Here is a 24978-nt window from a genome sequence, read left to right as displayed (position 1 = left end):
TTAGAACTCGTTGAACGATTCGGTGCGGCGGAGCAACAGCAGGAAGTACGGCCCGCCGACGAGGCCGGTGACGACTCCGACCGGGACCTGTGCGCCGCCGAGGCCGAGGCGCGCGACAACGTCCGCCACGACCACGAGCGCGGGACCGGCGAACAGGCAGCCCACGAGCAGCCGCCGGTAGTCGCTGCCGACGAACGTGCGGACGGCGTGGGGGACCACGAGGCCGACGAAGCCGACGAGGCCGCCGACGGAGACCGCGGCGGCGGTGGCGAGGATGGCCAGCGCCGACAGCATGAAGCGCATCGTCTCGACGCGCATGCCGAGCGCGCGGGCGCGGCGCTCGCCGAGCAGGAGGACGTCCAGTTGGCGCGCGGCGACCATCACGGCCGGCACGACGAACAGCGTGGGGACGAGCACGAGGCGGAACTCCGACCAGCCGACGCCCGTGAGGGAGCCGGCGAGCCAGGAGACGGCGGTGCGCATCGAGCCGTTGCTGTCGATGAAGTAGAATACGCCCGTCTGGAGGCTGTTGAAGATGGTGCCGACGACGACGCCCGCGAGCACGAGGCGGACCGGCGTAGTGCCGTTGCGCCACGCGACGGCGTACACGAGCAGGAACGCGCCGGTGCCGCCGATCGCCGCGGCGAGCGGCAGGAGGTACGTGCCCAGGGAGAACACGATGGTGACGACGACGGCGAACCCGGCGCCGGAGGAGACGCCGAGGATGTAGGGGCTGGCGAGTTCGTTGCGCGTGATGGCCTGGAAGATGGCGCCCGCGATGGCGAGGTTCGCGCCGACGAAGGCGGCGACGGCGACCCGCGGCAGGCGGATCGTCCACACCACGGCGGTGGCGTCGGAGAGCGCGGAGAGGTCGGCGTACACGCCGAGCGTGCGCGCGGTCTCGTCGCCGAGGACGACGGTGGCGAGGAGCTTCGGGTTCGTCCAGAGCACGCGGTCGAACAGCGCCCGCCAGACCGTCTCGAACGGCATCTGGTAGGCGCCGTACCGGATCTGGACGAGCGCGCCGACGAGGACGGCGGCGGTGCTGGCCGCGGCGATGGCGGCGAGCGTCGCGTCGATTTTCGGGAGGAGGAGGTCCCGAACGCGGAACTGTCGTGACATCTGTGTGGGTCGCCCGGCGGCGCTGCGGGCCGGCGCACCGCGGTCCGGGGGTCGCGCCGTCGGGCTTCGCTTGTTGTTTAGGCCGCCCTAATAGCTGAAAAGCGTTCCGTCTACGACGTGACGATATCGGCGAGCTCGTCGCGGTCGAACAGCTCGCCGGAGAACGTCTCGGGGTAGAGGCTGGTGGCGAACCGCTCGGTCAGGAACAGGTGCTGGATGGGACCCAGGAAGATGGGGCCGCCGCGGTAGACGTCGCCGTTTTCGACAGCGGTGATGCGGCTTGCGGTGTCGTGGTCCTGCATGAACGAGACGACGGTGTTCCGGAACTCCTCGCGGCTCTTGGCCTCGTGGCCGCGCACGAACAGCACCTCGGGGTCGAGTTCCAGCAGCGTCTCGTAGTCGATCTTCGAGCGCTGGCTCTCGGAGAGCGCCTCGACGTCGGAGTTCGCGATGGCGTCTCGGACGTTCAGGTCGTGGAAGGACTTCTTGTTCGCGCCCTCGCCGCTGAGGTGGTACGGGGAGAACGACGTGGGGTTGTCTTCGCCGCCCCAGACGAGCGCGCCGCGGGGCCCCTCGCTGGGGACGTCCTGGGAGACGCGGTCGATGTAGTCGTCGTGGAAGGACGCGAACGCCTCGTATCGTTCAGTCTCCTGGAACACCTGCGCGACCTTCTCGAAGGCGCCGTACAGCGTGTAGTACTCGTAGTCGTGCCAGGCGTCGGTGCGGCGGAAGATGGTGTTGCCGAAGAACGGGCCGACGCGCTCCTCGAGGAACTCGATGTCCTCGGTGGAGATCTCGAAGACGTTGGTGAGCCAGTTGGGGTCGACGAGGTGGAAGTCGGCGTCGATGTTCAGGAACGTCTCCCGGGTGACGCCGGAGTTCACGAGGTCGACCAGGTTCGACTTGTCGATGCTGACGCCGTCGAGTTCGTCGTAGGGGCCGGTGTGGAACCGGGATTTCTGGCCGACGGATGCGACCGCGTCGCCGTGGCCGAGCGCGACGAGCATGTCGGCGTACCCGGGCATGTAGACGGCGGTCTTCTCGGGGACGCCGTCGAACGTGACCTCGCCGACGGGCGTCATGGAGACGGAGTACGAGCTGTCGGCCGTCGTCTCCTCGTCGCCGGACTCGACGGTGGTCCCTTCGGTGGTGTCGGCCGGTTCCTGCGTGGGGTCGCTGCTGCCCTCGTTGGGGCTGGCGCAGCCGGCGAGCAAGCCCGCGAGCGTCGCCGCACCGCCCGCCTTGATGAACGTGCGTCGTCGCATACTCGTTTAGGTTCGCCTAAAGAATAAAAGCCCGTCGTTTTTTCGGCGGCCCTAAAGACCGGGCGGCCGACGCCCGGTCGCGCCGGCGACGCCGCGGGACGGGACCCCGCGACGGTGGACGGGAACCTTTATTGCCGCGCCTCCGTTCCGCTGACGTATGCGCGTCGAGCTCGCGGTAGTACGTGTGTAAAATCTGTTCTCGCACTCGGCGACGCGACTCGCACGTACGGCGATTCGACCGCGGCCGACGACCCACACAGCCATGACGAACATCCCGGACAGCTACGACCCCGAACGCATCGAATCCGAGTGGCAGGACGCCTGGAAGGACTCCGACGTCTACGAGTTCGACCCCAGCGACTCGGACACCCAGTACGTCATCGACACGCCGCCGCCGTACCCCACCGGCAACCTCCACCTCGGCCACGCGCTCGGCTGGTCGTACATCGACTTCACCGCGCGCTTCCACCGGCTACAAGGTGACGCCGTCCTCTTCCCGCAGGGCTGGGACTGCCACGGCCTCCCCACCGAGGTCAAAGTCGAGGAGAACCACGACATCCATCGCACGGACGTCTCCCGCGAGGAGTTCCGGGAGATGTGCGTCGAGCACACGGAGGCCCGCATCGACGAGATGAAACGGACGATGCGGGAGCTCGGCTACTCCCAGGACTGGTCCGCGGAGTACCAGACGATGGACCCCGAGTACTGGGGCGACACCCAGTCGTCGTTCGTCGAGATGGCCGACGACGACATGGTCTACCGCGACGAGCACCCCGTCAACTGGTGTCCGCGCTGCGAGACCGCCATCGCGGACGCCGAGGTCGAGAACGTCGACCGCGAGGGCACGCTGTACTACGTCACCTTCGAGGGCGTCGGCAACGACGACATCGAAATCGCGACCACGCGCCCGGAGCTGCTCGCGGCCTGTGTCGGGATGGCCGTCGACCCCGAGGACGAGCGCTTCGAGGGCCGCGTCGGCGACACGTTCGAAGTCCCGCTGTTCGGCCAGGAGGTCGAACTGCTCGCCGACGACGACGTCGACCCCGAGTTCGGGACCGGCGCCGTCATGATCTGTACGTTCGGCGACAAGCAGGACGTCGACTGGTGGGCCGAGTACGACCTCGACCTCCGGTCGGTGTTCACGGAGGACGGCCACCTCTCCGAGGGAGCCGGCGAGTTCGCGGGGCTGTCCATCGACGAGGCGAAGGGCGAAATCGCGGACGCCCTCGACGACGAGGGCTACCTCAACGACAGCGAGCCGACCGAGCAGAGCGTCGGCGCGTGCTGGCGCTGTGACACCCCCATCGAGATCCTCTCGAAGGAGCAGTGGTTCGTCGAGGTCGACCAGGACCTCATCCTGGAGAAGGCCGACGAGGTCGAGTGGATCCCCGAGCACATGCACGACCGCCTCGTCGACTGGGCGGAGGGCATGGAGTGGGACTGGGTCATCTCCCGCCAGCGCGTCTTCGCGACGCCGATCCCCGCCTGGGAGTGTGCCGACTGCGGCCACTGGCACATCGCCGAGCGCGCCGAGACGCCCGTCGACCCCAACGACGAAGACCCGGCGGTCGGCGCCTGCCCCGAGTGCGGTAGCGAGGACTGGCGCGGCGAGACCGACGTCATGGACACGTGGATGGACTCCTCGATCACGCCCCTGCACATCTCCGGGTGGCCCGAGGACATCGACCTCGACGAGTTCGAGCCGGTCGCGCTGCGGCCGCAGGGCCACGACATCATCCGCACGTGGGCGTTCTACACGCTCCTGCGGACGGGCGCGCTCACCGACGAGGCGCCGTGGGAGGACATCCTCGTCAACGGCATGGTGTTCGGCGACGACGGCAACAAGATGTCCAAGTCCCGCGGGAACTTCGTCACGCCCGACGAGGCCATCTCGGAGTACTCCGCGGACGCCGTCCGGCAGGCGCTCGCGCTCGGCGGCCAGCCCGGCAGCGACGTCCAGTTCCAGTGGAAGGAGGTCAAGTCCGCCTCCCGCTTCCTCACGAAGCTCTGGAACATCGTGAAGTTCGCGGACGGGCACTTCGACGAGGACACCCCGGACGTCCAGGACCCCGCGTATCGGGACGCCGACCGCTGGATCCTCTCCGAGCTCACGCGGGTCGCCGACGAGGTCGAGGCCGAGATGGAGAACTACCGGTTCGACGCGGCGCTGCGCCGCCTCCGGGAGTTCGCGTGGGAGGACCTCGCCGACGACTACGTCGAGCTCGTGAAGGGACGGCTGTACAACGGCCGGCCGGGCGAGCGCGCCGCCGCCGAGAAGACCCTCTACACCGCGGTCACGGCGGTCGTGCGGATGCTGTCGCCGTTCAGCCCGCACGTCACCGAGGAGATCTGGCACCACCTCCCCGGCACGGAGGGCAGCGTCCACAACGCGACGTGGCCCGACGTCGACATGCTCGACGAGGACGCCGAGGTCGCCGGCGAGTACATCGCCGAGACCGCAAGCGAGGTCCGCGCGTGGAAGTCCGAGAACCACATCCCGCTGAACGAGTCCCTCGACCGCGTCGAGCTCTACTTCGACGCCGGCGAGGACGCCGCTCTCGACACGTACGACCTCAGCGAGACCGTCAACGCCCCCATCAAGCTCGTCGACGGTCGTCCGGACATCGAGCTCGTCCCCGTCGAGGTCGACGCCGACGAGTCCGAAGTCGGCCCCGAGTTCCGCAGCGAGGCGGGCGCCGTGCTGGGGGCCGTCGACGAGGCCGACCCCGCGGAGATTCAGGCCCAGATTCACTCCGGGGACACCGTCACCGTCGAAGCCGACGGCGAATCGTACGACCTCGACGCCGACTGGCTGACCGTCGAAGAGGAGTACCGCGCGGAGTCCGGCGAGGAGGTCGCGGTCGTCGAGACCTCCTTCGGCACCGTCCTCGTCTACGAGTAGTCCCCCACGGCACCGACCGGAACCCGGCTGCTTTTTCGCGCGCGGACCGCCAACTGACGTATGGACCCCCGCATCGAGGACCACGCCGAAGTGCTGGTGGACTGGAGCGCGCGCGTCGACGAGGGCGACGACGTCGTGCTCCGCGTCGGGCCGGACGCCCACGAGCTCGCGGTCGCGGTCGCCGAGGCGGTCGGCGAGCGCGGCGCGAACCTCGTCACCGTCTACGACTCGAACGAGGTCGACCGCGCGTACGCGCTCGCCCACGAGAGCGACTTCGAGGAGAACCCAGCGTACGAGCTCGGCCTGTACGAGAACGCCGACGTCGTGCTCTCCGTCGGCGGTAGCCGCAACACCAGCGAGGGGTCAGACGTTCCCGCGGAGACCCGCAGCGCGAAGACGAAGGCCCGGAACGGCATCCGGGAAGCGCGCCTGAGCACGGACTGGGTGTCGACGGTCCACCCGACCCGGTCGCTCGCCCAGCAGGCGAACATGTCCTTCGAGGAGTACCGCGAGTTCGCGTACGACGCCATCCTCCGCGACTGGGAAGCGCTCGCCGACCAGATGGCGAACGTGAAAGCGATTCTCGACGACGGCAGCGAGGTCCACCTGGTCAAGGAGGACACCGACCTCACGATGAGCATCGAGAACCGGACCGCCGTGAACTCCGCGGCGTCGGTCGCGTACGACTCCCACAACCTCCCGTCCGGCGAGGTGTTCACCGCGCCCCACGCCACCGAGGGCGAGGTGTTCTTCGACGTCCCGATGACGATTCGCGGCGAGCGCGTCCAGGACGTCCACCTCACGTTCGAGGACGGCGAGGCGGTCGACTACAGCGCCGGCCAGAACGAGCAGGTCGTCGGCGAGATTCTGGACACCGACGAGGGCGCCCGCCGCCTCGGCGAACTCGGTATCGGGATGAACCGCGGTATCGACCGGTTCACGGACTCCATCCTCTTCGACGAGAAGATGGGCGACACCGTCCACATGGCGCTCGGTCGCGCGTACGACTCGAACTACCCGGAGGGCCACGAGGACGAGGCCAACGAGTCCGCCGTCCACGTGGACATGATCACGGACGTCAGCGAGGACTCGTTCATGGAAGTCGACGGCGAGGTCGTCCAGCGCAACGGGACGTTCCGGTGGGAAGACGGCTTCGAGGAGTAGCGGAACTGGCTGGGCGCGCACCGTCGACGCGACTGGCCGTATCGGGAATGCCGATTTCGCAGTCGTTTCACTCGTTTTCAGACCGTGAACCGTTAGTAGGACGTGCTTACTGGCGGTGTTTAGACTTCTGTGTCGTGATGTCCCCGCAGCCGGTAGCGGTCGCTGTCTTTAGCGTAGATTTGCGACCGCGAGCCAGCGGCTCGCGGTCGTAAAGGTACGAGCTGGAGGGGAGTAAGCCCCCTTCTGTTCGGCCTGGCATTCGGCTGAGCGTCCGCGCGGCCCCTCTCGGGAGTGCTCGGGCTACCTTGCGCGCGCGGACTTGCACCGGCGGGGATTAGCCGTTCCATCGGTCCCCTCCCCGGGAGACGCCGCGCGGAGCGCGGGGTCTCCGAACGAGCGAGCGGCGTCAGCCGCGAGCCCGTAACGCGGCGAAGCCGCGCTTCCCTCGGCGGGTTAGCTTCCTCCCCTCGCGGGTCGGGTCGCACGCCTCATGGGTCGAGGAGGGACGTGTCGTCTCTGTTCCAGTGCCGACGGTCTCCCGTCCCGGATTTGCATCCGGCCGCCCGCCCGAACGGGTGGGGGGACTTTCCTCATGCCTCTCGGCACGGGAGCCAGGCTCCCTCTGCTCACCCGTCCTAGGGGTGCCGCGGCGTTAAGGGGTTCGGTTGGGTAGCGGGGTGTCGAACGCGGCCGCGTCGACGTTACACAAGCGTTCGATCGTTTGGTCGGGGGAACAATGCTGGAAGCGGGCGAATTCACTGGCGAGATTCGGTAAGCAGTCCTTACGTCCGGCGGTTCCCGCGCTCGCACGCCCCGAGGGTAACTCCGTCGTAACTCCCGCCCCTGAGGGGAAGGGTTCAAGTTAATCCTTGCCATATAGATACCCGTATGGCCGAGGCCCAGTCAGTAGTACTCTCCTTCGAGGACGGCGCCCGGACGGTCGAACTAGCACGAGAATCCGTCGAGGCGTTCGTTCGCAACGGCCAGCGCGAGCAGCCCGGGAGCATGCGGGACGCGTTCTACAACCGAACCAGCGCGTTCGTGCGCCTCGAGTCGACGCACGGCCGCGGCCGGCTGCGAGGCTGCGCGGGCGCACAGGAGTCCGCCCGCGACCTCGGCAACCGCGACCAGCAGCTCGGACACGCGATCGTCGAGGCGTCCATCAAGGCCGCCTCGGACGCGTCCTGTGGCTCGGAGGTCGAGCCCGCGGAGCTCCCGAACCTCCGCGTCTCCGTCTGCACGGTCTCGAACCTCGTTCTCACGGACAACCCCGTCGACGACATCGAGCTCGGCGTCCACGGCGTCGCCATCGACGGCGACGGCAAGCACGGCTGGATGTATCCGACACTGCCCGTGGAGAACGACTGGAGCGTCTTCGAGTACCTCGACCGCACCTGCCGGAAGGCCGGCCTCCCGAACGGCGCGTGGGAGGACGACGACGTGATGGTCACCCTCTTCGAGGGGCAGGTGTTCCGGGAAACGGGCGAGGACGCCGAGGAACCCGTCGAAGAGCTCACCGCGTAGAACGCGACCCTTACTCCGCGCTATCGCCGAAGCCGACACGTTCGGCGTCGTCGAGCGCGCGGTCGGCGGCGTCCTCGATGCTGAAGGTCCGGACGAGCTCGCCGTCCCGAATCAGGGGCTTCAGCAGCGACGTGCCGTCCGTCGGGCCGGGGCGGGCCGCGAGGCCGACGTGGTGGCCGCCGTCGCGCGTGCGGTAGACGTCCTTCTTCCCGGAGAGCTTCCCGCGCTTGGCCGCGGGCTCGCCCTCGACTTCCACGATGTCGAGCGCGAAGTCGACGGGGTCGGCGTTCGAGACGTGGCTGCCGACGCCGAAGCCGTCCGCGACGTCCCGGAGCTCCCGGAGGTCTCCCGGACCGAGACCGCCGCTGAGGAAGACGTCGACGTCACCGCGGCCGCGGGCGTCGAGCTCCCACCGGATCTCGCGGACGATGTGCCGGAAGTCCCCGCGTCGCGACCCCGTGGTGTCGAGGCGGACGCTGTCGAGGTCGTCGCCGAGTTCGTCGACCGCGCGCAACACCTCGTCTTTCTCGTCGCTGTACGTGTCACAGAGCGCGACCCGCGGCACGTCCTCGGCGACGGCGTCGTCGAACGCCCGCCACGCCGCCTCCTGGTTCCCGCGCCCGAAGCAGATGAGCAGGGCGTGGGGCATCGTGCCGCCAGCCTCGCGCCCGATGACGTCGCCGGCCGCGACGTGCGAGAAGCCGTCGAGGCCGCCGACGAGCGCGGAGCGCTCGACCATCGCCGCGATGGATGGGTGGACGTGGCGCGCGCCGAAACTCAGCACCTGGGATTCGGGGGCGGCCCGCCGGACTTCGAGCGCGCCCGTCGCGACCCCGGAGGCGTGCGAGAGGAACCCCAAAAGCGAGGTCTCGTAGCGCGCGAAGTCCAGGTAGTCGCCCTCGATGCGGAGGACGGGGCCGCCGTCGAACAGCGTCCCCTCGGGGAGCGCGTCGGCGTCGATCGGGAGGCCTTCGAGGAGGTGGGCGGCGTCCTTCAGGCCGACGAGCAGCTCGAAGCCGCCGGTCGGGAACTGGTCGGCGGTCACTTCCGCGACGACGTGGGGGTTCTTGTCCGCGAACTCCAGCGTCGTCTCGGTGCGCTCGAAGTACGCGTCGGTCGCGCGCCCGCTCTCGATGTCCTCGGGCGGGATGACGTCGAAGCTCACGCGACCACCCGGCGAGTAGCCTGCATGACTCGGCGTAGATTCGCCCGGTCGAAAAAGGCTCGCCTCCCTACCGCGAGTGGACGTCGCCGAGCTCGTCGGTCGTCGGCGCGTTCACGATGGTGACGGTGTCGCCGGAGCGCGTGACGCGGAACGCGTCCGCGAACTCGCTCTCGTCCTCGGGGATGCGCCAGACGCCGTCGGCGTCGGTCTGCTCGGCGCCCCAGTACTGGAGGAGACTGCGGTACGTCCGCGCGAACTCGCGGGCGTCGCCGCTGGAGTCGAACGCGAGCCGCCACGTGTACGCGGTCTCGTCGCCGTTCTCGTACACCCAGAGCTGCTCGCCGTCCCAGCCCGCGACCGGCGTAGTCGCGTAGTCGAACGGCGAGTCGCTGTCGATGTTGCCCTGGTCGTCGCGGTTCAGCGGGTCGATGACGAACTCCTGGGGCTTGTACGCCTGCTCGTAGGCGGGGTAGCCGAACATCGCGGTGAGCCCGGCGACGCCGACCTCGCCGTAGGGCGCGCGGCCCTCGGGCGTGACGCGGTCCCAGTCGCCGCCGGACCTGTCGGGGAGCGTGACGGCGGTTGGCTGGTCGCTACCGTACTTCTCCGGCTGGGAGACCTGCTCGGAGGACGCCGGCGGGTCGCTGTAGACGTCCGCGACGGCGTCCCAGCCGCCGTCCTCGTGGAGGTGTTCGGCGAACGCCGACCCCGCGCTGTACGGGAAGAACTTCAGCATGTAGACGCCGAGGTGGATGTCGCTCCCGCCACCGCCCCCGCCGGCGGCCGCCTCGGGCGACGCGCACTCCCACTCGACGCCGCAGCGCTCGCTGAACCGGCTGTCGAGGAAGCTCGCCTCACCCTCGATGAGGCCGTTGTGGGCGTTGCTCTTGTCCCGGGTGGGCGAGGAGAAGTTCGCCTCGAAGTTCCGGAACTGGAGGGCGTGCATCAGCTCGTGGGCGAGCGTGTTCTCGTCGATGGTCGGCGTCTCGGACTCGGAGATGACGACGATGCGGTCGTCGCGGGGCGTGTAGAACCCGAGGACGTTCGACCCGCGGTTCTCATCCTGGACCGCCAGCGAGTCGTTTCGCTCGCCGATGAGGAACATCGCCTCGAACTTCACGTTGTCGAACGTCTGCATCGCGTCCGTGGCGTTCCCGGTGCCCGCGAACTCCTCGCGGTACGTCGACCGCGAGATGACGTCCACGGAGACCGGCTCCTCGAACTCGATGCCGCGGAGGTACTCGACGCGGGCCATCGAGCGGTTGATTACCATCTCGCGTTCGCTCTCGTTGAGCCCGTCGTCGACGGTCACCGGGAGGGACTCGTTGTGCCAGTAGCCGCCCTCCCACCCGAGGACGTCGCTGTCGGGGTCGGCGTGGTCGAACTCGCCGCCGGTCGCGTTCGTGGTGGTCTCCACGGGGTCGCCGCCGCTGGAGACCGGCGACTGGCAGCCCGCGAGGACGACCAGCGCGACGAACGCGACCGCGAGAACACGACGTGTCATTGCCCGTGGTTCGGGCGCGACGGGCTAAAACCCTGTCCTACGTTCACGCCGCCCGCGAACGGCCAAACGGCTTAGTGCGTCGCCGTCGAGCAGCCGCACATGGAGTTCGACCCCGACAGCACCGCCGTCGTCGTCGTGGACATGCAGAACGGGTTCTGCCACCCGGAGGGGAGCCTGTACGCGCCCGCAAGCGAGGACGCCCTCGACCCCGTGACGGACCTCGTGGAACGAGCGCGAGACGCGGGCGCGAGCGTCGTCTACACGCGCGACATCCACCCGCCCGAGCAGTTCGAGGACACCCACTACTACGACGAGTTCGAGCGCTGGGGCGAACACGTCGTCGAGGGGACGTGGGACGCCGACCTCCACGACGACCTCGACGTCCGCGGGGACGACTACGTCGTCGAGAAGCACACGTACGACGCGTTCTACCAGACCGGCCTCGAAGCCCACCTCGACGCGCACGGCGTCGACGACCTGCTGCTCTGCGGGACGCTCGCGAACGTCTGCGTGCTCCACACCGCGGGGAGCGCGGGCCTCCGGGACTACCGGCCGGTGCTCGTCGAGGACGCCGTCGGCTACATCGAAGAAGCGCACCGCGAGTACGCCCTCGACCACGCCGACTGGCTGTTCGGCGAACTCGTCGGGCGCGAGGGCGTGGCGTTCGCGTAACGCGGAGCACCGAGACAGCTACTCGACGGCGACCGCGACCCGGTCGCCGACGGCGAACTCGCGGTCGGGCGCGACGAGCTTGACGCCGAGGCGGTCGCTGCCGAGCCACAGCGAGAGCCCGTGAATCGGCCCGCCGTCGACCGTGACCGTCACGTCCCGCCACGCGACGGTGCGGCCGTCGGTCGTGGCGCCGACCTCCCGCCCGAGCAACGAGACTGCTTCGTCCGAGCTGGCCCGCCCGAGGACGCCGCCGCCCTCGTAGTGCGGGAAGCCGCCGTCGAGGACGCCGCCGCCGTCGGTGGCGACGCCCGCGAGCCCGTCGCCGGGTGTGGGGTGCTCGGGCGCGTCGAGGAGCGCGTACGTCTCCCCGGTCTCGACGACCTCGCCCGTGCCGTCCCACGAGACCGGTTCGATCGGCGCGTCGATGTCGAGCGGCAGCGACCCGGACGCGCGCACGGCGTCGCCGTCGCGCTCGCGGAACCCGAGGTGGACGTGGTTGGCGACCCACGGCGCGAAGAAGCCCGAGCGCACCATCCGCCCGAGGTCGCCCCCGAGGTCGACGGTGTCGCCGGGTTCGACGGCCGGTTCGACGTGGAGGATGCGCGCGAGGTACTCGCCCGTATCGACGACGACGAGGTGGTCGTGGTCGGCGGCGTACGGCTTCGACGGACAGCGGACGGTCCGCGTCTCCACGACCTCGCCCGCGACCGGGCTGGGGGCGCGACGAGCGCGGCCGGCGCGTCCGCCGGCCGCGCTGCTCGCGGTTTCACCGCTCGCTCGGCCCGCGGCCTCACTTCGTTCGGCCGCGCTGTCGGGATACAGGTCGACCGCGCAGCCGGCGTCGTGGGCGGGGTACGGCGAGTTGTACAGCGACGCGCGCGGGTAGCGCGCGAGCACGTCGCCGTCCAGCGTGACCATGCGCGAGCGTCGGACCGAGAGGATTTACTCCCGTCGGTCGAAGGGCCGGTATGCGCGTGCTCCGCGGGCGAGCAGAGGATCCGGAGGCCGACCGCGCGGCGACCCGCGACCGCCTCGATTCGGTCGGGGAGACCGGCGAGCCGGCGGTCCGCGTGTGGGCGCCGGGCCGCCAGCTCGCGTTCGGGCGCCGGGACGCCCACGGCGACGACTACGAGGCCGCCAGGGAGGCCGCCCGCGAACACGGTTTCCCGCCCGTCGAGCGCAGCGTCGGCGGCCGCGCGGTCGCGTACACGGGGACGACGCTCGCGTTCGCCAGAATCACGCCGGTCGAGAGCGTTCGCTCGGGCCTGCAAGAGCGCTACGACGCGATGGTCGCGGATGTCGTCGACGCGCTCGCGGCGGTCGGCGTGGACGCCCACGAGGGCGAACCCCCGGACTCGTTCTGCCCGGGAGAGCACTCAGTCTCCGCGGACGGGAAGCTCGCGGGCATCGCCCAGCGCGTGACGAAGGACGCCGCGCTCACGTCGGGGGTACTCGTCGTCGACGACCGCGACGAGATCGCGGACGTGCTCGCGGACGTCTACCCGAAACTCGGGGTGCCGTTCGACCCGAAATCGGTGGGGAGCGTCGCGGCCGCCGGCGGCGACGCCGACAGGATTCGAGACGAATTGGAAAGCGCGCTCGTCGGCGACGCGGACGCCGACGTGGAACGACTGTCCTGACTTCCCGACACGCTTCCGGCGATTACACAGCCGGCCCCTGGCGGATTGAAAGGGCGAGGCGCGCTCGCGTTCGCGTGGTCGTCTCGCCAGCCGCTATCGCCGACCAGCAGGCGGCGATATGCTGGCGAGCGACCGCGAGCGCGCCGAGGGCTTTCGAACAAAAGCGACGAGGAGAAGGTACACAGAGAGACACGAACGTCTCCGGAGGACTTACGCGCCGGCCGGCCGGACTGCCCGTATGCGAGTACTCCGGAACGCGACGCTGGCGGACGGGCGAGAGCGGGACGTCCGAATCGAGGACGGCCATATCGACGCGGTGGGCGAGGACCTCGACGGGGAGACCCTCGTCGACGCCACAGACAAGCGCCTGCTGCCGGGGATGATAGACGCGCACGTGCACTTCCGGCAGCCGGGGTACGGCCACAAGGAGACGTGGGCGTCGGGGTCGCGGAGCGCGGCGGCGGGCGGCGTCACCACCGTCGTCGACCAGCCGAACACGGACCCGGCGACGGTGACGGGCGCGGCGTTCGACGAGAAGGCGGAGCTCGCCGCCGAGTCGCTCGTGGACTGGGGCGTCAACGGCGGCGTCACCGCGGACTGGAACCCCGAAACGCTGTTCGACCGGCCGCTGTTCGCGCTCGGAGAGGTGTTCCTCGCGGACTCGACGGGCGACATGGGCATCGACGCCGAGTTGTTCGCTGACGCGTGCCGCCGCGCGGCCGAGGAGGACGTCGTGGTCACGGTGCACGCCGAGGACGCGGAGTTGTTCTCTGAGGAGGCGAAGGAGCGCGACGACGCGGACGCCTGGAGCGCGTACCGCACCGCCGAAGCCGAGGAGGCGGCCGTCGAGCGCGCAGTCGGCGTCGGCGGGAACGTCGGCGCGACGATTCACGTCGCGCACACGTCGACGCCCGAGGGCGTGGACGCGGCGCGTGCGGGCGGCGCGACCTGCGAGGTGACGCCCCACCACCTCTTTCTCTCCCGGGAGGACCTCGACGAGCTGGGCACGTTCGGCCGGATGAATCCGCCGCTGCGCAGTGAGGCGCGCCGCGAGGCGCTGTTCGAGCGGCTCGCGGACGGCGAGGTGGACGTCGTCGCGACCGACCACGCGCCGCACACGCGAGAGGAGAAGGACGCGAGCATCTGGGACGCGCCCTCGGGCGTGCCGGGCGTCGAGACTGCGCTCCCGCTGCTGCTCCAGGCCGCCAGTGAGGGGCGGCTGAGCTACGAGCGCGTGCGGGACGTCACCGCCGCGAACCCCGCCGAAATCTTCGACCTGCCCGAGAAGGGTCGCATCGAGGCCGGGCGGGACGCTGACCTCGTGCTCGTCGACCCGGACGCATCCCGGGAGATTCGCGGTGGCGACCTCCACTCGAAGTGCGGGTGGACGCCGTTCGAGGGGTTCGAGGGTGTCTTCCCCGAGCTGACGCTGGTTCGGGGGAGCGTCGTCTGGGACGGCGAAGAGTTCACCGACCACGACGGCGAGAACGTCCGCGCGTAGCGCGAGACGGTCGACTTAGACGCCGAGCGCGATCGACGTGAGCGCGGCGGCGAACGCCCACCCCGCGCCCAGCCACGACAGCACGAAGAACGCCTCGCGAGCGCCGGCTTCCGTCCACGCGGAGCTGACGTCGAGGCGGTTCCGCACCCCATCGAGCGTCTCCCCCAGGCCGATGGCGGTCGCCCACGCGAACACGCCGAACCCGAGGACGAGCGCGCCGAGCGCGAACGACGTGTCGGTCGCGCCCTTCGGGGACGTGACTACGAGCAGCGCCAGCGAGACGGCGACGCCGATTGCGGCGCCGCGGAGCGTCCAGCGTCCCGCGCGAACGGCGAGGTCGCGCAGGCTCGCCGACTCGTCGTAGGGAGAATCAGTCAACGGCTTCCCGCATCCGCGGGTCGAGGGCGTCCCGCATGCCGTCCCCGAGGAGGTTGAACCCGAGGACGGTCAGCGCGAGGAGCAGGCCGGGGAAGAACGACCACCACCACGCGCCCGAGAACAGCCCGTACTCGACGCCGTTCGACAGCATCATCCCCCACGTCGGCTCGCCGGGGCTGGCGCCGAACCCGAGGAACGACAGCGCCGCGATGTCGATGATGGCGAGCCCGAAGTTCAGCGTCGACTGGACGGTGATGGGCGCCAGGCAGTTCGGGAGCACGTGGCGCACGAGCAGCCGCGGGTCGGTCGCGCCGAGCGCGCGCGTCGCGTCGATGTACTCGTCCTCGAGGACTTTCAGCGCGGCGCCGCGGACGACGCGCGCGAACCGCGGCGTGTACACGAGCGTCAGCGCCGCGACCGCGCGCCACAGCCCGAGTTCGTCCGGGAAGATGGTGACGAGCGCGAGCGCGAGCAGGAGCGACGGGAACGACAGCAGCACGTCCATCGTGCGCATGATGACGTTGTCCGTGAGGTCGCCGTAGTACGCCGCGATGATGCCGAGGCCGACGCCCAGCACGGTCGAGGCGACGACCGTGACGGTGCCGTACAGCATGGCGTACCACGCGCCGTACAGCACGCGCGGGAAGATGTCGCGGGCCTGCCCGTCGGTACCGAACCAGTACTGTGCGCTCGGCGCCGCCTCCGTCGGGTTCGTGCCGAAGCTCGTCGCCGTGATGGCGCCCAGGTCGTACGCGAGCCGCGCGTAGACGGCGAGGAGGGCGACGCCGCCGATGAGCGTCAGCCCGAGGACGGCGAGGCGGTTCGACAGTAGTTGGGAGAGGAACGGGCTCGCGCGGAGCCGCTCGACGATGCCACGGTCGACGGTCGAAGTCTCGGTTTCGGTGCTCATTGTTCGATGCGGGGGTCGAGGACGGAGTACGTCACGTCGACGGCGAGGTTCACCAGCGTGTACATCACCGCGAACACGAGCACGGTGGCCTGCACGACCGGGTAGTCACTCTGGTTGATGGCGCTGACGAGCAGCGTGCCGATGCCGTTAATCTCGAAGACCGTCTCGGTGAGGACGGCGCCTCCGAGCAGCGCCCCGAACTGGATGCCGATGATGGTGATGACGGGGATGAACGCGTTCCGGAGGCCGTGTTTCATCGTCGTGATCTTCTCGCCCTGGCCTTTCGCGCGGGCGGTCCGCATGTAGTCCTGGCGGATGACCTCGATCATCGACGAGCGCATCATCCGCGAGATGAGCGCCATCTGGTAGATGCCCAGCACGACGATGGGCAACAGGAGGTGGCGGGCCGCCGACCGGAACGCCGGGAGGTCGCCCGCCAGGAGGGTGTCGACGAGGATGAGCCCGGTGACGTTGTCGATGAAGTGCGCGGAGCCGATGCGGCCGCTCGTCGGGAGGACGCCGAGGAACTGCGCGAACAGCAGGATGAGCAGCGGCCCGCTCCAGTAGATGGGGATGCTGATGCCGGTGAGCGCGCCGATGCGCGTGAGGTGGTCGGTCCACGTGTCCTGCTTGACCGCGCTCAGGATGCCCAGCGGCAGCCCGAACAGCAGGCCGGCGAGCTGGCCGAGGACAGCGAGCTCGATGGTGATCGGGAGCCTGTCAGCGAGAATCTGGCTGACGGGCGTGCCGCGCTGGATCTGGTAGGACTGTCCGAAGTCGAACGTCGCCACGTCGCCGAGGAAGCGGACGTACTGCTGCCAGAGCGGGTCGTTCAGCCCGAGGTCCGTCCGGACCTGCTCGACGAACGCCTGGCTGGCGCGCTGTCCGGCGATGGCGACGGCCGGGTCGCCCGGAGAGAGGTGGAGGATCGCGAACACGACGGTCGCTACCCCGAACAGCACGGGCACGAGGAGCAACAGCCGTTTCGCGATGAACCGCTTTGAGACCATTACGCGAAGGGGAGTGTGGGAGCAGTAAAAAGGTCCCGTCGTGGCGACGGGGCCTCTCGGTTATTCGAGTTCGACGAGGTCGAGGTGCGGGCCGCCGATGGCGGAGATGGTGTAGTTGCTGACGCGGTTGCTGACCCCGCGGACCTCGTCAGCGTAGTCGACGTACACCCACGGCGCCTCGTCGTGAGCGATCTGGACGGCCTGGTTGTACAGTTCGGCGCGAGCGCTCTGCTCGGACGTCTGCTGGGCTTCCTCGACGCGGTTCATGTAGTCCGTGTTCGCCCACCCGGTCAGGTTCGACGTGTTGTACCCCTCGGTGTCCCACGAGACCCAGTCCTGGTCCTGGGGAGCCTCCGTCTGCGGGTGGAGGAGCACGTAACAGAAGTTGTCCGGGTCGGCGTTGTCGGTGTACCAGCCGGACATCGCCGCGTCGTGGCGGCCCTCGGCGGTGTACGTGAGGTAGTCCGAGAACTGGCGGTCGTCGATGGTGACGTCGATGCCGACCTCGTCGAGGTTCGACCGGATGGTCTCGGCGGTCGGGAGCGGCGCGGGGTTGTAGCCGCGCGGGTTCTGGAACGTCGTCAGTTCGAACTCGAACCCGTCACCGTAGCCGGCTTCCTCGAGCAGCGACTGCGCCTGCTCGGGGTCGTGGGGGTACGGTTCGAGGTCGTCGTTGTGGCCGAACAGCGCGGGCGGAATCGGCTGGTCGGCCTGCGTCGCGATGCCCGAGTAGATGTTCTCGACGATGGACTGGGTGTCGATGGCGTAGCTGATCGCGCGCCGGACGCGGCGGTCGCGGAACGCCTCCACCCGGGACATGTTGAACGCCATGTAGCCGATGTTGATGCCCTGGACGGTCTCCGCGGACGCGGTGTCGGAGTCCTCGACGGTCTGGATGGTGTCGGGGTCGAGGCCGTCGATGATCTCCATCTCCTCTTCGACGAGCGCCTGTGCGCGCGTGGAGTTCTGGCCGCGCGTGAGGAACAGCACTTCGCCGACGTTCGGGCTGTCGCCCCAGTAGTCGTCGAACGCGGTGAGCTGGATGCGGTTGTTCGAGTCGTCGAGCTCGGAGAGCTCGAACGGGCCGGTGCCGACCATCTCCCCGTCGAGGTCGACGTCGCCCTCGATGGCGTCCTGGGAGATGACGACCGCGGCGAACATCGCGAGGTTACGCAGGAACGGCGCGTACGTCTGCGTGAGCGTGATGTTCAGCGTGTAGTCGCCGTCCTTCTCGACGCTGTCGATCCAGTTGCCGAGCGTGAACGGGCCGTACGCGGACGCGTCCTCGAAGTAGTACTCGTAGTCCTCGTCGACGAACCGGCGGTAGGTCGCGATGAAGTCGTCGGCCGTGAACTCGGAGCCGTCGTGGAAGGAGACGTCCTCGCGGAGCTGGAGGGTGACGTTCGCGCCGTCCATCGTCCAGTCGGTCGCGAGCGCTTCGGTGAGCGCGGCTTCGCCGGGCTGGAACCCGACGAGGCCCTCGTAGGCCTGGTTGGTGACCTTCGCGACCTCGCCGCTGGTGGTGTTCTGCGGGTCGAGGGTCGAGGAGTGGGAACCGCGGCCGTAGCGGAGCGTGGCGCCACTGTCGCCGCCGCCGCCGAGACAGCCGGCGACCGAGCTCGTCGCCGTGGCGGCGACGGTCGCGGTGCCGGCAGCCTTCAGGAAGCTGCGCCGTGAGAGCTGGCTGTCATTATCTGCCATAACCACACCCGCGCGAGCGACGTAAATAAGGTTATCGAATAGTCGACGACAATCGCCACACGCCGCAGGGGACGGGTCGTCGGGGCGCTTCGGTTATGGCAAAAGTTACCAGTGATCCGGGGACGGCGCCGGGGAAGACCTACCTGGAATCCGAGAAGAGGTGGCAGGCTGCCGGGTGCGCGTCGTCGCCGAGTTCGGGGTCCTCGCGCTCGCAGACGCTCTCGAAGGTGTCCGCGAGGACGGCCTCGGCGGCCGCCCAGTCGTCGGCCGCGAGGTGGTCGAAGGACTCCTCGACGGCGTCCCGGGACCGCCCGGACAGCGGGCCGTCGAAGAACTCGTCGCGGAGGACGGCGTGGAGGTCGCTGCCGCCGTCCGCGACCGCGTGGTCCGCGGACGCGTCGTCGGTGGCCTGTTCGCGGGCGGCCGCCAGGTCGATGTCGCGGGCCTCGACGCGCTGCCGGTAGAACATCACCTCGCGGTAGCGGTCCTGTTCGATGTCGAGGTCCTCGGGCGGAATCACGGACGGACACCGCGTCCGGAACCGACAGCCCGACGGCGGATTGATGGGGGACGGCACGTCCCCCTTGAGGATGGTGCGGTCGCTCGTGTCCGCCAGCGGGTCCGGCTCCGGAATCGCCGACAGCAACGCGTTCGTGTACGGGTGCTTGGGGTCCTCGAACAGCGCCTCGGTCTCGGCGACCTCCGCGATTCGCCCGAGGTACATCACCGCCACCCGGTCGGAGATGTGCCGGACGACGGAGAGGTCGTGGGCGATGAACAGGTACGTGAGCCCGTACTCGTCCTGGAGGTCCTCCATGAGGTTGATAATCTGGGCCTGCACGGAGACGTCCAGCGCGGAGACCGGCTCGTCGGCGACGATGAAGTCGGGGTCGACCGCGAGCGCGCGAGCGATGCCGACGCGCTGGCGCTGCCCGCCGGACATCTCGTGGGGGTAGCGGCCGTACTGGCTCTCGTCGAGGCCGACCTCCTCAAGGAGTTCGAGGACGCGCTCGCGGCGGCGGCCCTTCGCGAGGTCGTGGATCTTCAGCGGCTCCATGATGGTCTGCCCGACCGTCATCCGCGGGTCCAGGCTCGACATCGGGTCCTGGAACACCATCTGCATGTCCTTGCGCTTCTCCCGGAGCTCGGACTTCGAGAGGTCGCCGAGGTCCTCGCCCGCGAACACGACCCTGCCGTCGGTCGGCGGGTCGAGGTGCAGCAGCGCGCGGCCCGCCGTCGACTTCCCGCAGCCGGACTCACCGACCAGCCCGAGCGTCTCGCCCTCGTGGACGTCGAGGTCGATACCGTCGACGGCCTTCACGCTGGGCTCCTCGCCCGGGAGCAGGCGGTCGAAGAGGCCGTCTTCCTGCTCGTAGTACTTCCGCATGCCGTCGAGGCTGAGAATCGGCTCTCCGGTGGCGTTCGTCGACTGCGACGGAACGCCCTCGGTGCCGTACTCGTTCTTGTCGAACTCGGGGAGGATGCACTTCGACCGGTGGTCGACGTCCTCGGGGCCGTGCTGGAGGAACGGAATCTCGCCCTCCCGGCACTCGGGCTGGGCCCACGGACAGCGGTCCGCGAAGTGGCAGCCGTCGGGCATGTCGATGAGGTCGGGGACGTTGCCCTCGATGGGCGTCAGGCGGTCCTTGTCCTCGGTCGGAATCGACTCCAGCAGCGTGTACGTGTACGGGTGGCTGGGGTTGTGGAAGATCTCTTCGACGGGCCCCTCCTCGACGATCTCGCCCGCGTACATCACCGCGACGCGGTCGCAGGTCTCCGCGACCACGCCGAGGTCGTGGGTGATCATCAGGACGGACATCCCGAACTCGTCCTGGAGGTCGTCGATGAGGTCCAGGATCTGGGCCTGAATCGTCACGTCCAGCGCCGTCGTCGGCTCGTCCGCGACGAGCAGCTGGGGGCGACACGCGAGCGCGATGGCGATGAGCACGCGCTGGCGCATCCCCCCGGAGAACTCGTGGGGGTACTCCTCTAAGCGCGTCGTCGCCTCCGGGATGCCGACCTCGGTGAGGATTTCGACGACGTCCTCGATGACCTCCTCGTCGTGCTCGCGGCCGCCGATCTTCGGGAGGATCTCCCGGATCGCGTTCACCCACGTGTCCCGCTTGCGGTCGCCGTAGCGGTGGAGGCGCAGCGACTCGGCGACCTGCTCGCCGACGGTCACCGCGGGGTTCAGCGACGTCATCGGGTCCTGGAAGATCATCCCCATCTCGCCGCCGCGCACCTTCCGCATCGCCTCCTCGGGGGCGTCCGTGAGGTCGACGACGCCGTCGGTCACGGTCACGTCGGCGGCTGACGCACCACCCAGCAGTTGGTCGCGGGCGTCGTCGTCCACGTAGACGAAGCCGTCGTCGGCGTCCGCGACCGCGTCTTCGAGCGTGTCGGCGACGACGGACTCGGTCGCGCCGTCGGCGAGCCGGTCTGCGGCGTCACGGAAGTCGCTCGCGAGGTCCGCGGGGTCGTCCAGACCAGCGAGGTCGTCGGCCATCCCGCGTAGTTCGGTGGGGACCGTCTCGACGCCGTCGCCCGCGCGGAGGTCGGCGGCGACCTCGTAGGCGGCGTCCACGAGGTCGAACGGGTAGGGCACGACGGCGCCGTCGTAGTCCGCGGCGAACTCCGCGGCCAGGTCGGGAGCCCGGAACGTCACGCGCCCGTCGACGATCTCGCCGGGTTCGTCCACGAGGTCCATCGCGGACAGCGCCGTCACGCTCTTCCCGGACCCCGACTCCCCGACGAGGCCGACGGTCTCCCCTTCCTCGATGGTGAGGTCGACGCCGTCGACGGCCTTCACCGCGCCGCGCTTCGTCTTGAACTGCGTCCGCAGGCCGGAGAGCGACAGGAGGTCAGTCACTGGAGGAAATCACGGGGCGCTCAAGAAATAGCTTGCGGGACTCCGACACTGCGCCCGGCGCTCCCCGCGGAAACCCGGCGCGCGCCCGGCGTTGGGTAACGCTTATCCGGGGAGCCACCCGCCGTCAACACATGACCGACAACCCCGCCGACGCGCCCTCGAACGTCCAGGCGGCCGACGGCTGGCAGGCCGTCGTCGAGGACATGGCAGCCGTCGCCGAGGAGTACCGCGACCGCGGCTGGACCACGCTCGAACTCCACCCCGGCGACTCGGTGCTCGTCGACTCCGAGTTCCGGACCGGCCTCGACGTCCTCCTGCCCGGCGACGAGTACGAGGACCTCGAAGCGCTCGCCGAGGACGTCGCCTTCTCGGACGTGGACGTGTTCCGCGCGGAGAGCGGCATGCGCTACCTGCTCGTCGTGGAGAAGGACCCCGACAGCGAAACCGCGGTGTTCGTTCCCGCGTACTACGACCCGGCGGGCTCACAGGAGAAGCTCGAAACGATTCGCGCGAACGGCGAACTCCGGCTGTTCTGCCGCCGGCTGAACGACGACTACGTGGAGTTCGTCCACGAGAACGTCGAGCCGTTCCTCCCCGAGGGACGGACGAGCTAGTCGTCGGCGGTCGCGTCGGCGTCGATGGTGTGCCCGCAGTTCGGGCACTCCGTGCCGTCGTGGCGCAGTTCGTCGCTGGCCGACCGCACGTCCCGCATCACCGAGGAGATGCGCTCCTCGGCCTCCAGCTCCTCCTCGACGGCGAGGTCGACGCCCTCGACCTCCAGCAGGAACTTCGCGACCTCCGTCACCTCGTACATCAGGTCGTCGAGCTCGTCCGCCGTGAAGAAGCCGGACATCGCGCCGTAGAGGAACGTCGCGCCCGCCATCCGGACCTTGTCCTCGAACGCCGACCGCGCCTGGTTGACCGCCTGCGGGCTGTACGTGTCCGTCATGAACGGCACGAGCTCCGGGAGGTTCTCCCCGATCTTCGTCATCTCCACGCCGGTTTCCGTGCGGAAGTCCGCGCAGAGCCGCGCTATCGCCCACTCGCGGGCCGTGATGTAGGTCCGGTCCCGGAGGAACTCGTTAACGCGGTCGTACTGCGCACCGTCCATCTTCGAGAACCGCCGGTACTCGCGGACGTCCTCGGGCACGTCGTCGGTGTCGTCGGACGGGCCCTCCGCCGGCTCGACGGCCGGCGTGAGGTCCCAGTCTGCGGGAGAAGCGCGTTCGGGCATGAGGGAGCGTTGCCGGGTTGAGCGCAAAAGCGTGTCGCCGGGGACTTCGAGCGTCGCGAGAAGTCCCCGAACGGCGAACGGGGAACGCAGCGACCCGCGAGCGGCGCGGTGCAGCGAGAAGTCCCCGCTCGCGTATTCGGAGACAGGTCCCTCCGGTCACGGTCTCCCAGCCGAATCCTTTTCATTGGCCGCGCTGACAGTCCGACTATGAAAGTGCTGTTGGGCATCGGCGGTGCGGACGACTCCCTGGACGCGCTCCACGAGACCGTCGAGCGGGCGGTGGAGACGGGCGACGAGGTGACTGTCGCCGTGGTGGAAAACCCGGAGAGCGACCCGTCGCCGGACGAGCTCGTCGAGAGGGCCAGCGAGGCGCTGGAGGAGGCGGGGTTAGAGGACGACGTGCGGCGGCTCTCGGGAGACCCCGGGAGCAGCCTCGTGGAGCTCGCCGAGCGCGAGGAGTTCGACCAGATCGTGCTCGGGGGCGGCCAGCGCAGCCCGATGGGGAAGATTCGACTCGGGGACATCTCGGAGTTCGTGCTGTTGAACGCCCGCGTCTCGGTGAAGTTGGTGCGTTAGCATGGTCGACGAACGCGTCTACCCGGAGGAGGTCGCCGCGGAGTTCCCGCGGCCGCCGCGGGCGTTCGAGGACGCCGACGGCCGCACCATCGAGGTGCGGGCGTGGACCGGCGAGCACGGCCCGGGCGACGACGCCTTCGAGGCGGTCGTGGAGATGTACACGGAGTTCGACCCGGCGGACCGCGCGCAGGGCGTGCCGCCCGTCGGCGAGGAACGCGTCCGGGACTGGCTCGCGACGCTCTTCGAGCAGGACGGCCACGACGTGCTGGCGTGGCACGGCGACGAGGTCGCGGGCCACGCGACGCTGGTGCCGGACGACGACTCGACGTACGAGCTCGCCATCTTCGTCCACCAGGACTACCAGGGCGCGGGCATCGGCACGAAGCTCATCGAGGCGCTGCTCGGGCACGGGCAGGAGGAGGGCGCGGAGTACGTCTGGCTGACCGTCGAGCGGTGGAACCGGCCGGCGGTCGCGCTCTACGAGAAGGTCGGCTTCGAGACGGCGGCCGCGGAGAGCTTCGAGATGGAGATGGCGATACGGCTGAACTAGTTATAAGCCGCCGGCGCTGGACGTGCCGACGATGGCAGACACCGAGTGGTCCGACGAACACATCTCGCGGGCGAACCGGTTCACGGTCCACGTTGTGCTCGCGTGGGTCGGGCTGGTCGTCGTGCAGGCGATCCTCCTCCCGACGGGCAGCGTCGGCATGCTATTGGCCGGTGTAGTCGCGCTCGGCGCGACGTGGCTGCTCGTGCACTCGCTGTTCACGCAGGTAGACGAACTGGTGAAGACGAGAGTCGAGGAGGCCGACGGTCCCGAGAGTTAGACCGAAAGGACCGGCTGGCTGGCGTACAGGAGGACGTACTCGGCGGCCTTCTCGAGGACGTCGCCGGTGCCGTCCCGCAGGCCCTCGCGGGGGATGGTGAGGAAGTCGGCGTCGACGTCCTCGGCGCAGTCGAGGATGACGCTGCCGGGGTGCTGGAGCTTCCGCGTCGTGGAGAACCCGTACGCGATCGAGGTGTCGACGTGGACGCTCTCGGGCGCGCTGTCCGCGAGGTCCGCGAGGAACGTCCGGGTCTCGTCGGCGAGCTCGGGTTCGTCGACTTCGCCGGCGTGGATGCCGCGGCTGACCGTCTCGCCGAGGACGTACAGCGCGTGCGCGTCGGCGTCGTAGCGGTCGGCGACCGCGAACGCGTACTCGGCGGCCGTGACCGAGGCGTCGGTCCCGTCCACGGGCACGAGCACGGTGTCCACTTCGAGGGTCATGGCTGGGTCTGCGCGGGCGGGCTACTAAAACGCTCCGCGTACGCGGGGCCTACTCGCGCGTGGCTTTAAGGGGCGCGGGCGCGGAGCGTCGAGTATGATAGAGACGGTGGTCATCGCGACCGACGGCTCCGAGAGCGTGAGCCGCGCCGTGGAGGTCGCTCTCGACCTCGCGGCGCGCTTCGACGCGGCCGTCCACGCGCTGTACGTCCTGGAGGAGAGCGACGTCGAGAGCGCGCCCGACGAGGTCCGCGAGGAGATGCACGACGCCCTAGAGGAGCGCGGCGAGGAGGCAGTCGAGCGCATCGCGAGCAGCGCCGACGCGGACGTGACGACGGCGGTCCGGGAGGGACGACCGGCCGCGGAGATCAGCCAGTACGCCCGCGACGTGGACGCTGACGTCGTGGCGACGGGGACGCGAGGCCGCCACGGCGAGAACCGCTTCCTCATCGGCAGCGTCGCCGAGCGCGTCGTGCGCACGTGCCCGGTGCCGGTGCTGACGGTGCGCCAGCTCGCCGACGAGGAGTAGCCACCCCCGAACCGCGGGGTTCTTTGCTCGGCCGCGCCTCCGTCCGGT

Annotated in this window: 23 protein-coding genes and 1 other RNA gene; 11 read left to right on the top strand and 13 right to left on the bottom strand. The window is 69.4% G+C overall.

Annotation, left to right across the window (positions count from 1 at the left end; translation table 11 throughout):
* The gene (locus G9C83_RS01830; RefSeq protein ID WP_167244415.1) at positions 1-1122 is read right to left on the bottom strand and encodes an iron ABC transporter permease; all 1122 of its coding nucleotides are present in this window, start codon (positions 1120-1122) and stop codon (positions 1-3) included.
* A 110-nt stretch (positions 1123-1232) separates the two neighbouring features.
* Entirely contained in the window at positions 1233-2387 is a 1155-nt protein-coding gene (locus tag G9C83_RS01825) for an ABC transporter substrate-binding protein (RefSeq protein WP_167244414.1), read from the bottom strand.
* A gap of 262 nt (positions 2388-2649) precedes the next feature.
* Here G9C83_RS01825 and G9C83_RS01820 point away from each other — a divergent pair, with 262 nt between their 5' ends.
* Together G9C83_RS01820 and G9C83_RS01815 are read left to right on the top strand one after the other, a co-directional pair.
* Positions 2650-5289 (top strand): valine--tRNA ligase, encoded by a 2640-nt coding sequence (locus tag G9C83_RS01820; RefSeq protein ID WP_167244413.1) that lies wholly within the window; start codon positions 2650-2652, stop codon positions 5287-5289.
* A 60-nt stretch (positions 5290-5349) separates the two neighbouring features.
* Complete coding sequence (locus G9C83_RS01815; protein ID WP_167244412.1) at positions 5350-6453, top strand: aminopeptidase; 1104 nt, start codon at positions 5350-5352, stop codon at positions 6451-6453.
* A gap of 219 nt (positions 6454-6672) precedes the next feature.
* Here G9C83_RS01815 and rnpB read toward each other — a convergent pair.
* An RNA gene (gene rnpB, locus G9C83_RS01810) (RNase P RNA component) lies at positions 6673-7080 on the bottom strand.
* 261 nt (positions 7081-7341) lie between these two features.
* On the opposite strand from rnpB, the gene G9C83_RS01805 reads away from it, so the two are divergent.
* Positions 7342-7977, top strand: a complete 636-nt coding sequence (locus tag G9C83_RS01805; RefSeq protein WP_167244411.1) for a TIGR00296 family protein — start codon at positions 7342-7344, stop codon at positions 7975-7977.
* A gap of 10 nt (positions 7978-7987) precedes the next feature.
* Here G9C83_RS01805 and G9C83_RS01800 read toward each other — a convergent pair whose 3' ends face one another.
* Both G9C83_RS01800 and G9C83_RS01795 read right to left on the bottom strand, forming a co-directional pair.
* Entirely contained in the window at positions 7988-9142 is a 1155-nt protein-coding gene (locus G9C83_RS01800) for a nicotinate phosphoribosyltransferase (protein WP_167244410.1), read from the bottom strand.
* 67 nt (positions 9143-9209) lie between these two features.
* Entirely contained in the window at positions 9210-10646 is a 1437-nt protein-coding gene (locus G9C83_RS01795; protein ID WP_167244409.1) for an Hvo_1808 family surface protein, read from the bottom strand.
* 99 nt (positions 10647-10745) lie between these two features.
* Between G9C83_RS01795 and G9C83_RS01790 the strand changes: the two genes are divergently transcribed.
* Positions 10746-11318, top strand: a complete 573-nt coding sequence (locus G9C83_RS01790) for an isochorismatase family cysteine hydrolase (protein WP_167244408.1) — start codon at positions 10746-10748, stop codon at positions 11316-11318.
* An 18-nt stretch (positions 11319-11336) separates the two neighbouring features.
* Here the strand turns inward: G9C83_RS01790 and G9C83_RS01785 are convergent, their stop codons facing one another.
* Positions 11337-12236 (bottom strand): hypothetical protein, encoded by a 900-nt coding sequence (locus G9C83_RS01785; RefSeq protein ID WP_167244407.1) that lies wholly within the window; start codon positions 12234-12236, stop codon positions 11337-11339.
* A 50-nt stretch (positions 12237-12286) separates the two neighbouring features.
* Here G9C83_RS01785 and G9C83_RS01780 point away from each other — a divergent pair, with 50 nt between their 5' ends.
* Complete coding sequence (locus tag G9C83_RS01780) at positions 12287-12958, top strand: lipoate--protein ligase family protein (protein WP_167244406.1); 672 nt, start codon at positions 12287-12289, stop codon at positions 12956-12958.
* Positions 12959-13196: 238 nt separating this feature from the next.
* Entirely contained in the window at positions 13197-14459 is a 1263-nt protein-coding gene (locus G9C83_RS01775) for a dihydroorotase (protein WP_167244405.1), read from the top strand.
* Positions 14460-14474: 15 nt separating this feature from the next.
* Here the strand turns inward: G9C83_RS01775 and G9C83_RS01770 are convergent, their stop codons facing one another.
* The 5 genes from G9C83_RS01770 to G9C83_RS16110 form a co-directional block, all read right to left on the bottom strand.
* Positions 14475-14837 carry a hypothetical protein gene (locus tag G9C83_RS01770; RefSeq protein ID WP_208288397.1) on the bottom strand — a complete coding sequence of 121 codons (363 nt, stop codon included), beginning with the start codon at positions 14835-14837 and terminating at the stop codon, positions 14475-14477.
* Positions 14830-15747, bottom strand: a complete 918-nt coding sequence (locus tag G9C83_RS01765) for an ABC transporter permease (RefSeq protein WP_167244404.1) — start codon at positions 15745-15747, stop codon at positions 14830-14832. Before G9C83_RS01765 ends, G9C83_RS01770 begins: the two co-directional genes overlap by 8 nt.
* On the bottom strand, positions 15744-16757 hold the full coding sequence (locus tag G9C83_RS01760) for an ABC transporter permease (protein WP_167244403.1): 1014 nt from the start codon (positions 16755-16757) through the stop codon (positions 15744-15746). The genes G9C83_RS01765 and G9C83_RS01760 overlap by 4 nt, the downstream gene beginning before the upstream one ends.
* A 60-nt stretch (positions 16758-16817) precedes the next feature.
* Positions 16818-18458: an ABC transporter substrate-binding protein gene (locus G9C83_RS01755; protein WP_167244402.1), complete on the bottom strand. Its 1641-nt coding sequence runs from the start codon at positions 18456-18458 to the stop codon at positions 16818-16820.
* A gap of 139 nt (positions 18459-18597) precedes the next feature.
* Positions 18598-21327 (bottom strand): ABC transporter ATP-binding protein, encoded by a 2730-nt coding sequence (locus tag G9C83_RS16110; RefSeq protein WP_167244401.1) that lies wholly within the window; start codon positions 21325-21327, stop codon positions 18598-18600.
* A 131-nt stretch (positions 21328-21458) separates the two neighbouring features.
* On the opposite strand from G9C83_RS16110, the gene G9C83_RS01745 reads away from it, so the two are divergent.
* Positions 21459-21941, top strand: a complete 483-nt coding sequence (locus tag G9C83_RS01745; RefSeq protein ID WP_167244400.1) for a hypothetical protein — start codon at positions 21459-21461, stop codon at positions 21939-21941.
* Here G9C83_RS01745 and G9C83_RS01740 read toward each other — a convergent pair.
* Entirely contained in the window at positions 21938-22561 is a 624-nt protein-coding gene (locus tag G9C83_RS01740) for a DUF5806 family protein (RefSeq protein WP_167244399.1), read from the bottom strand. The two genes, G9C83_RS01745 and G9C83_RS01740, sit on opposite strands and share 4 nt — an antisense overlap.
* Before the next feature lie 207 nt (positions 22562-22768).
* Between G9C83_RS01740 and G9C83_RS01735 the strand changes: the two genes are divergently transcribed.
* The 3 genes from G9C83_RS01735 to G9C83_RS01725 are packed head-to-tail and all read left to right on the top strand — an operon-like array spanning position 22769 to position 23964.
* Positions 22769-23137 carry a universal stress protein gene (locus G9C83_RS01735; RefSeq protein ID WP_167244398.1) on the top strand — a complete coding sequence of 123 codons (369 nt, stop codon included), beginning with the start codon at positions 22769-22771 and terminating at the stop codon, positions 23135-23137.
* Position 23138: 1 nt separating this feature from the next.
* Positions 23139-23687, top strand: a complete 549-nt coding sequence (locus tag G9C83_RS01730) for a GNAT family N-acetyltransferase (protein ID WP_167244397.1) — start codon at positions 23139-23141, stop codon at positions 23685-23687.
* Between the two features lie 31 nt (positions 23688-23718).
* Positions 23719-23964, top strand: coding sequence for a hypothetical protein (locus tag G9C83_RS01725; RefSeq protein ID WP_167244396.1), 246 nt, complete (start codon positions 23719-23721; stop codon positions 23962-23964).
* Here G9C83_RS01725 and G9C83_RS01720 read toward each other — a convergent pair.
* Positions 23961-24404 carry a universal stress protein gene (locus G9C83_RS01720; protein ID WP_167244395.1) on the bottom strand — a complete coding sequence of 148 codons (444 nt, stop codon included), beginning with the start codon at positions 24402-24404 and terminating at the stop codon, positions 23961-23963. The genes G9C83_RS01725 and G9C83_RS01720 overlap by 4 nt on opposite strands.
* A gap of 94 nt (positions 24405-24498) precedes the next feature.
* Between G9C83_RS01720 and G9C83_RS01715 the strand changes: the two genes are divergently transcribed.
* Complete coding sequence (locus G9C83_RS01715; RefSeq protein ID WP_167244394.1) at positions 24499-24930, top strand: universal stress protein; 432 nt, start codon at positions 24499-24501, stop codon at positions 24928-24930.
* The last annotated feature ends 48 nt before the right edge of the window (positions 24931-24978 follow it).

The sequence above is a fragment of the Halobacterium sp. R2-5 genome, from assembly GCF_011734195.1.
Classification (GTDB): Archaea; Halobacteriota; Halobacteria; order Halobacteriales; family Halobacteriaceae; genus Halobacterium.
This window is presented reverse-complemented; position numbering and strand designations above follow the sequence as displayed.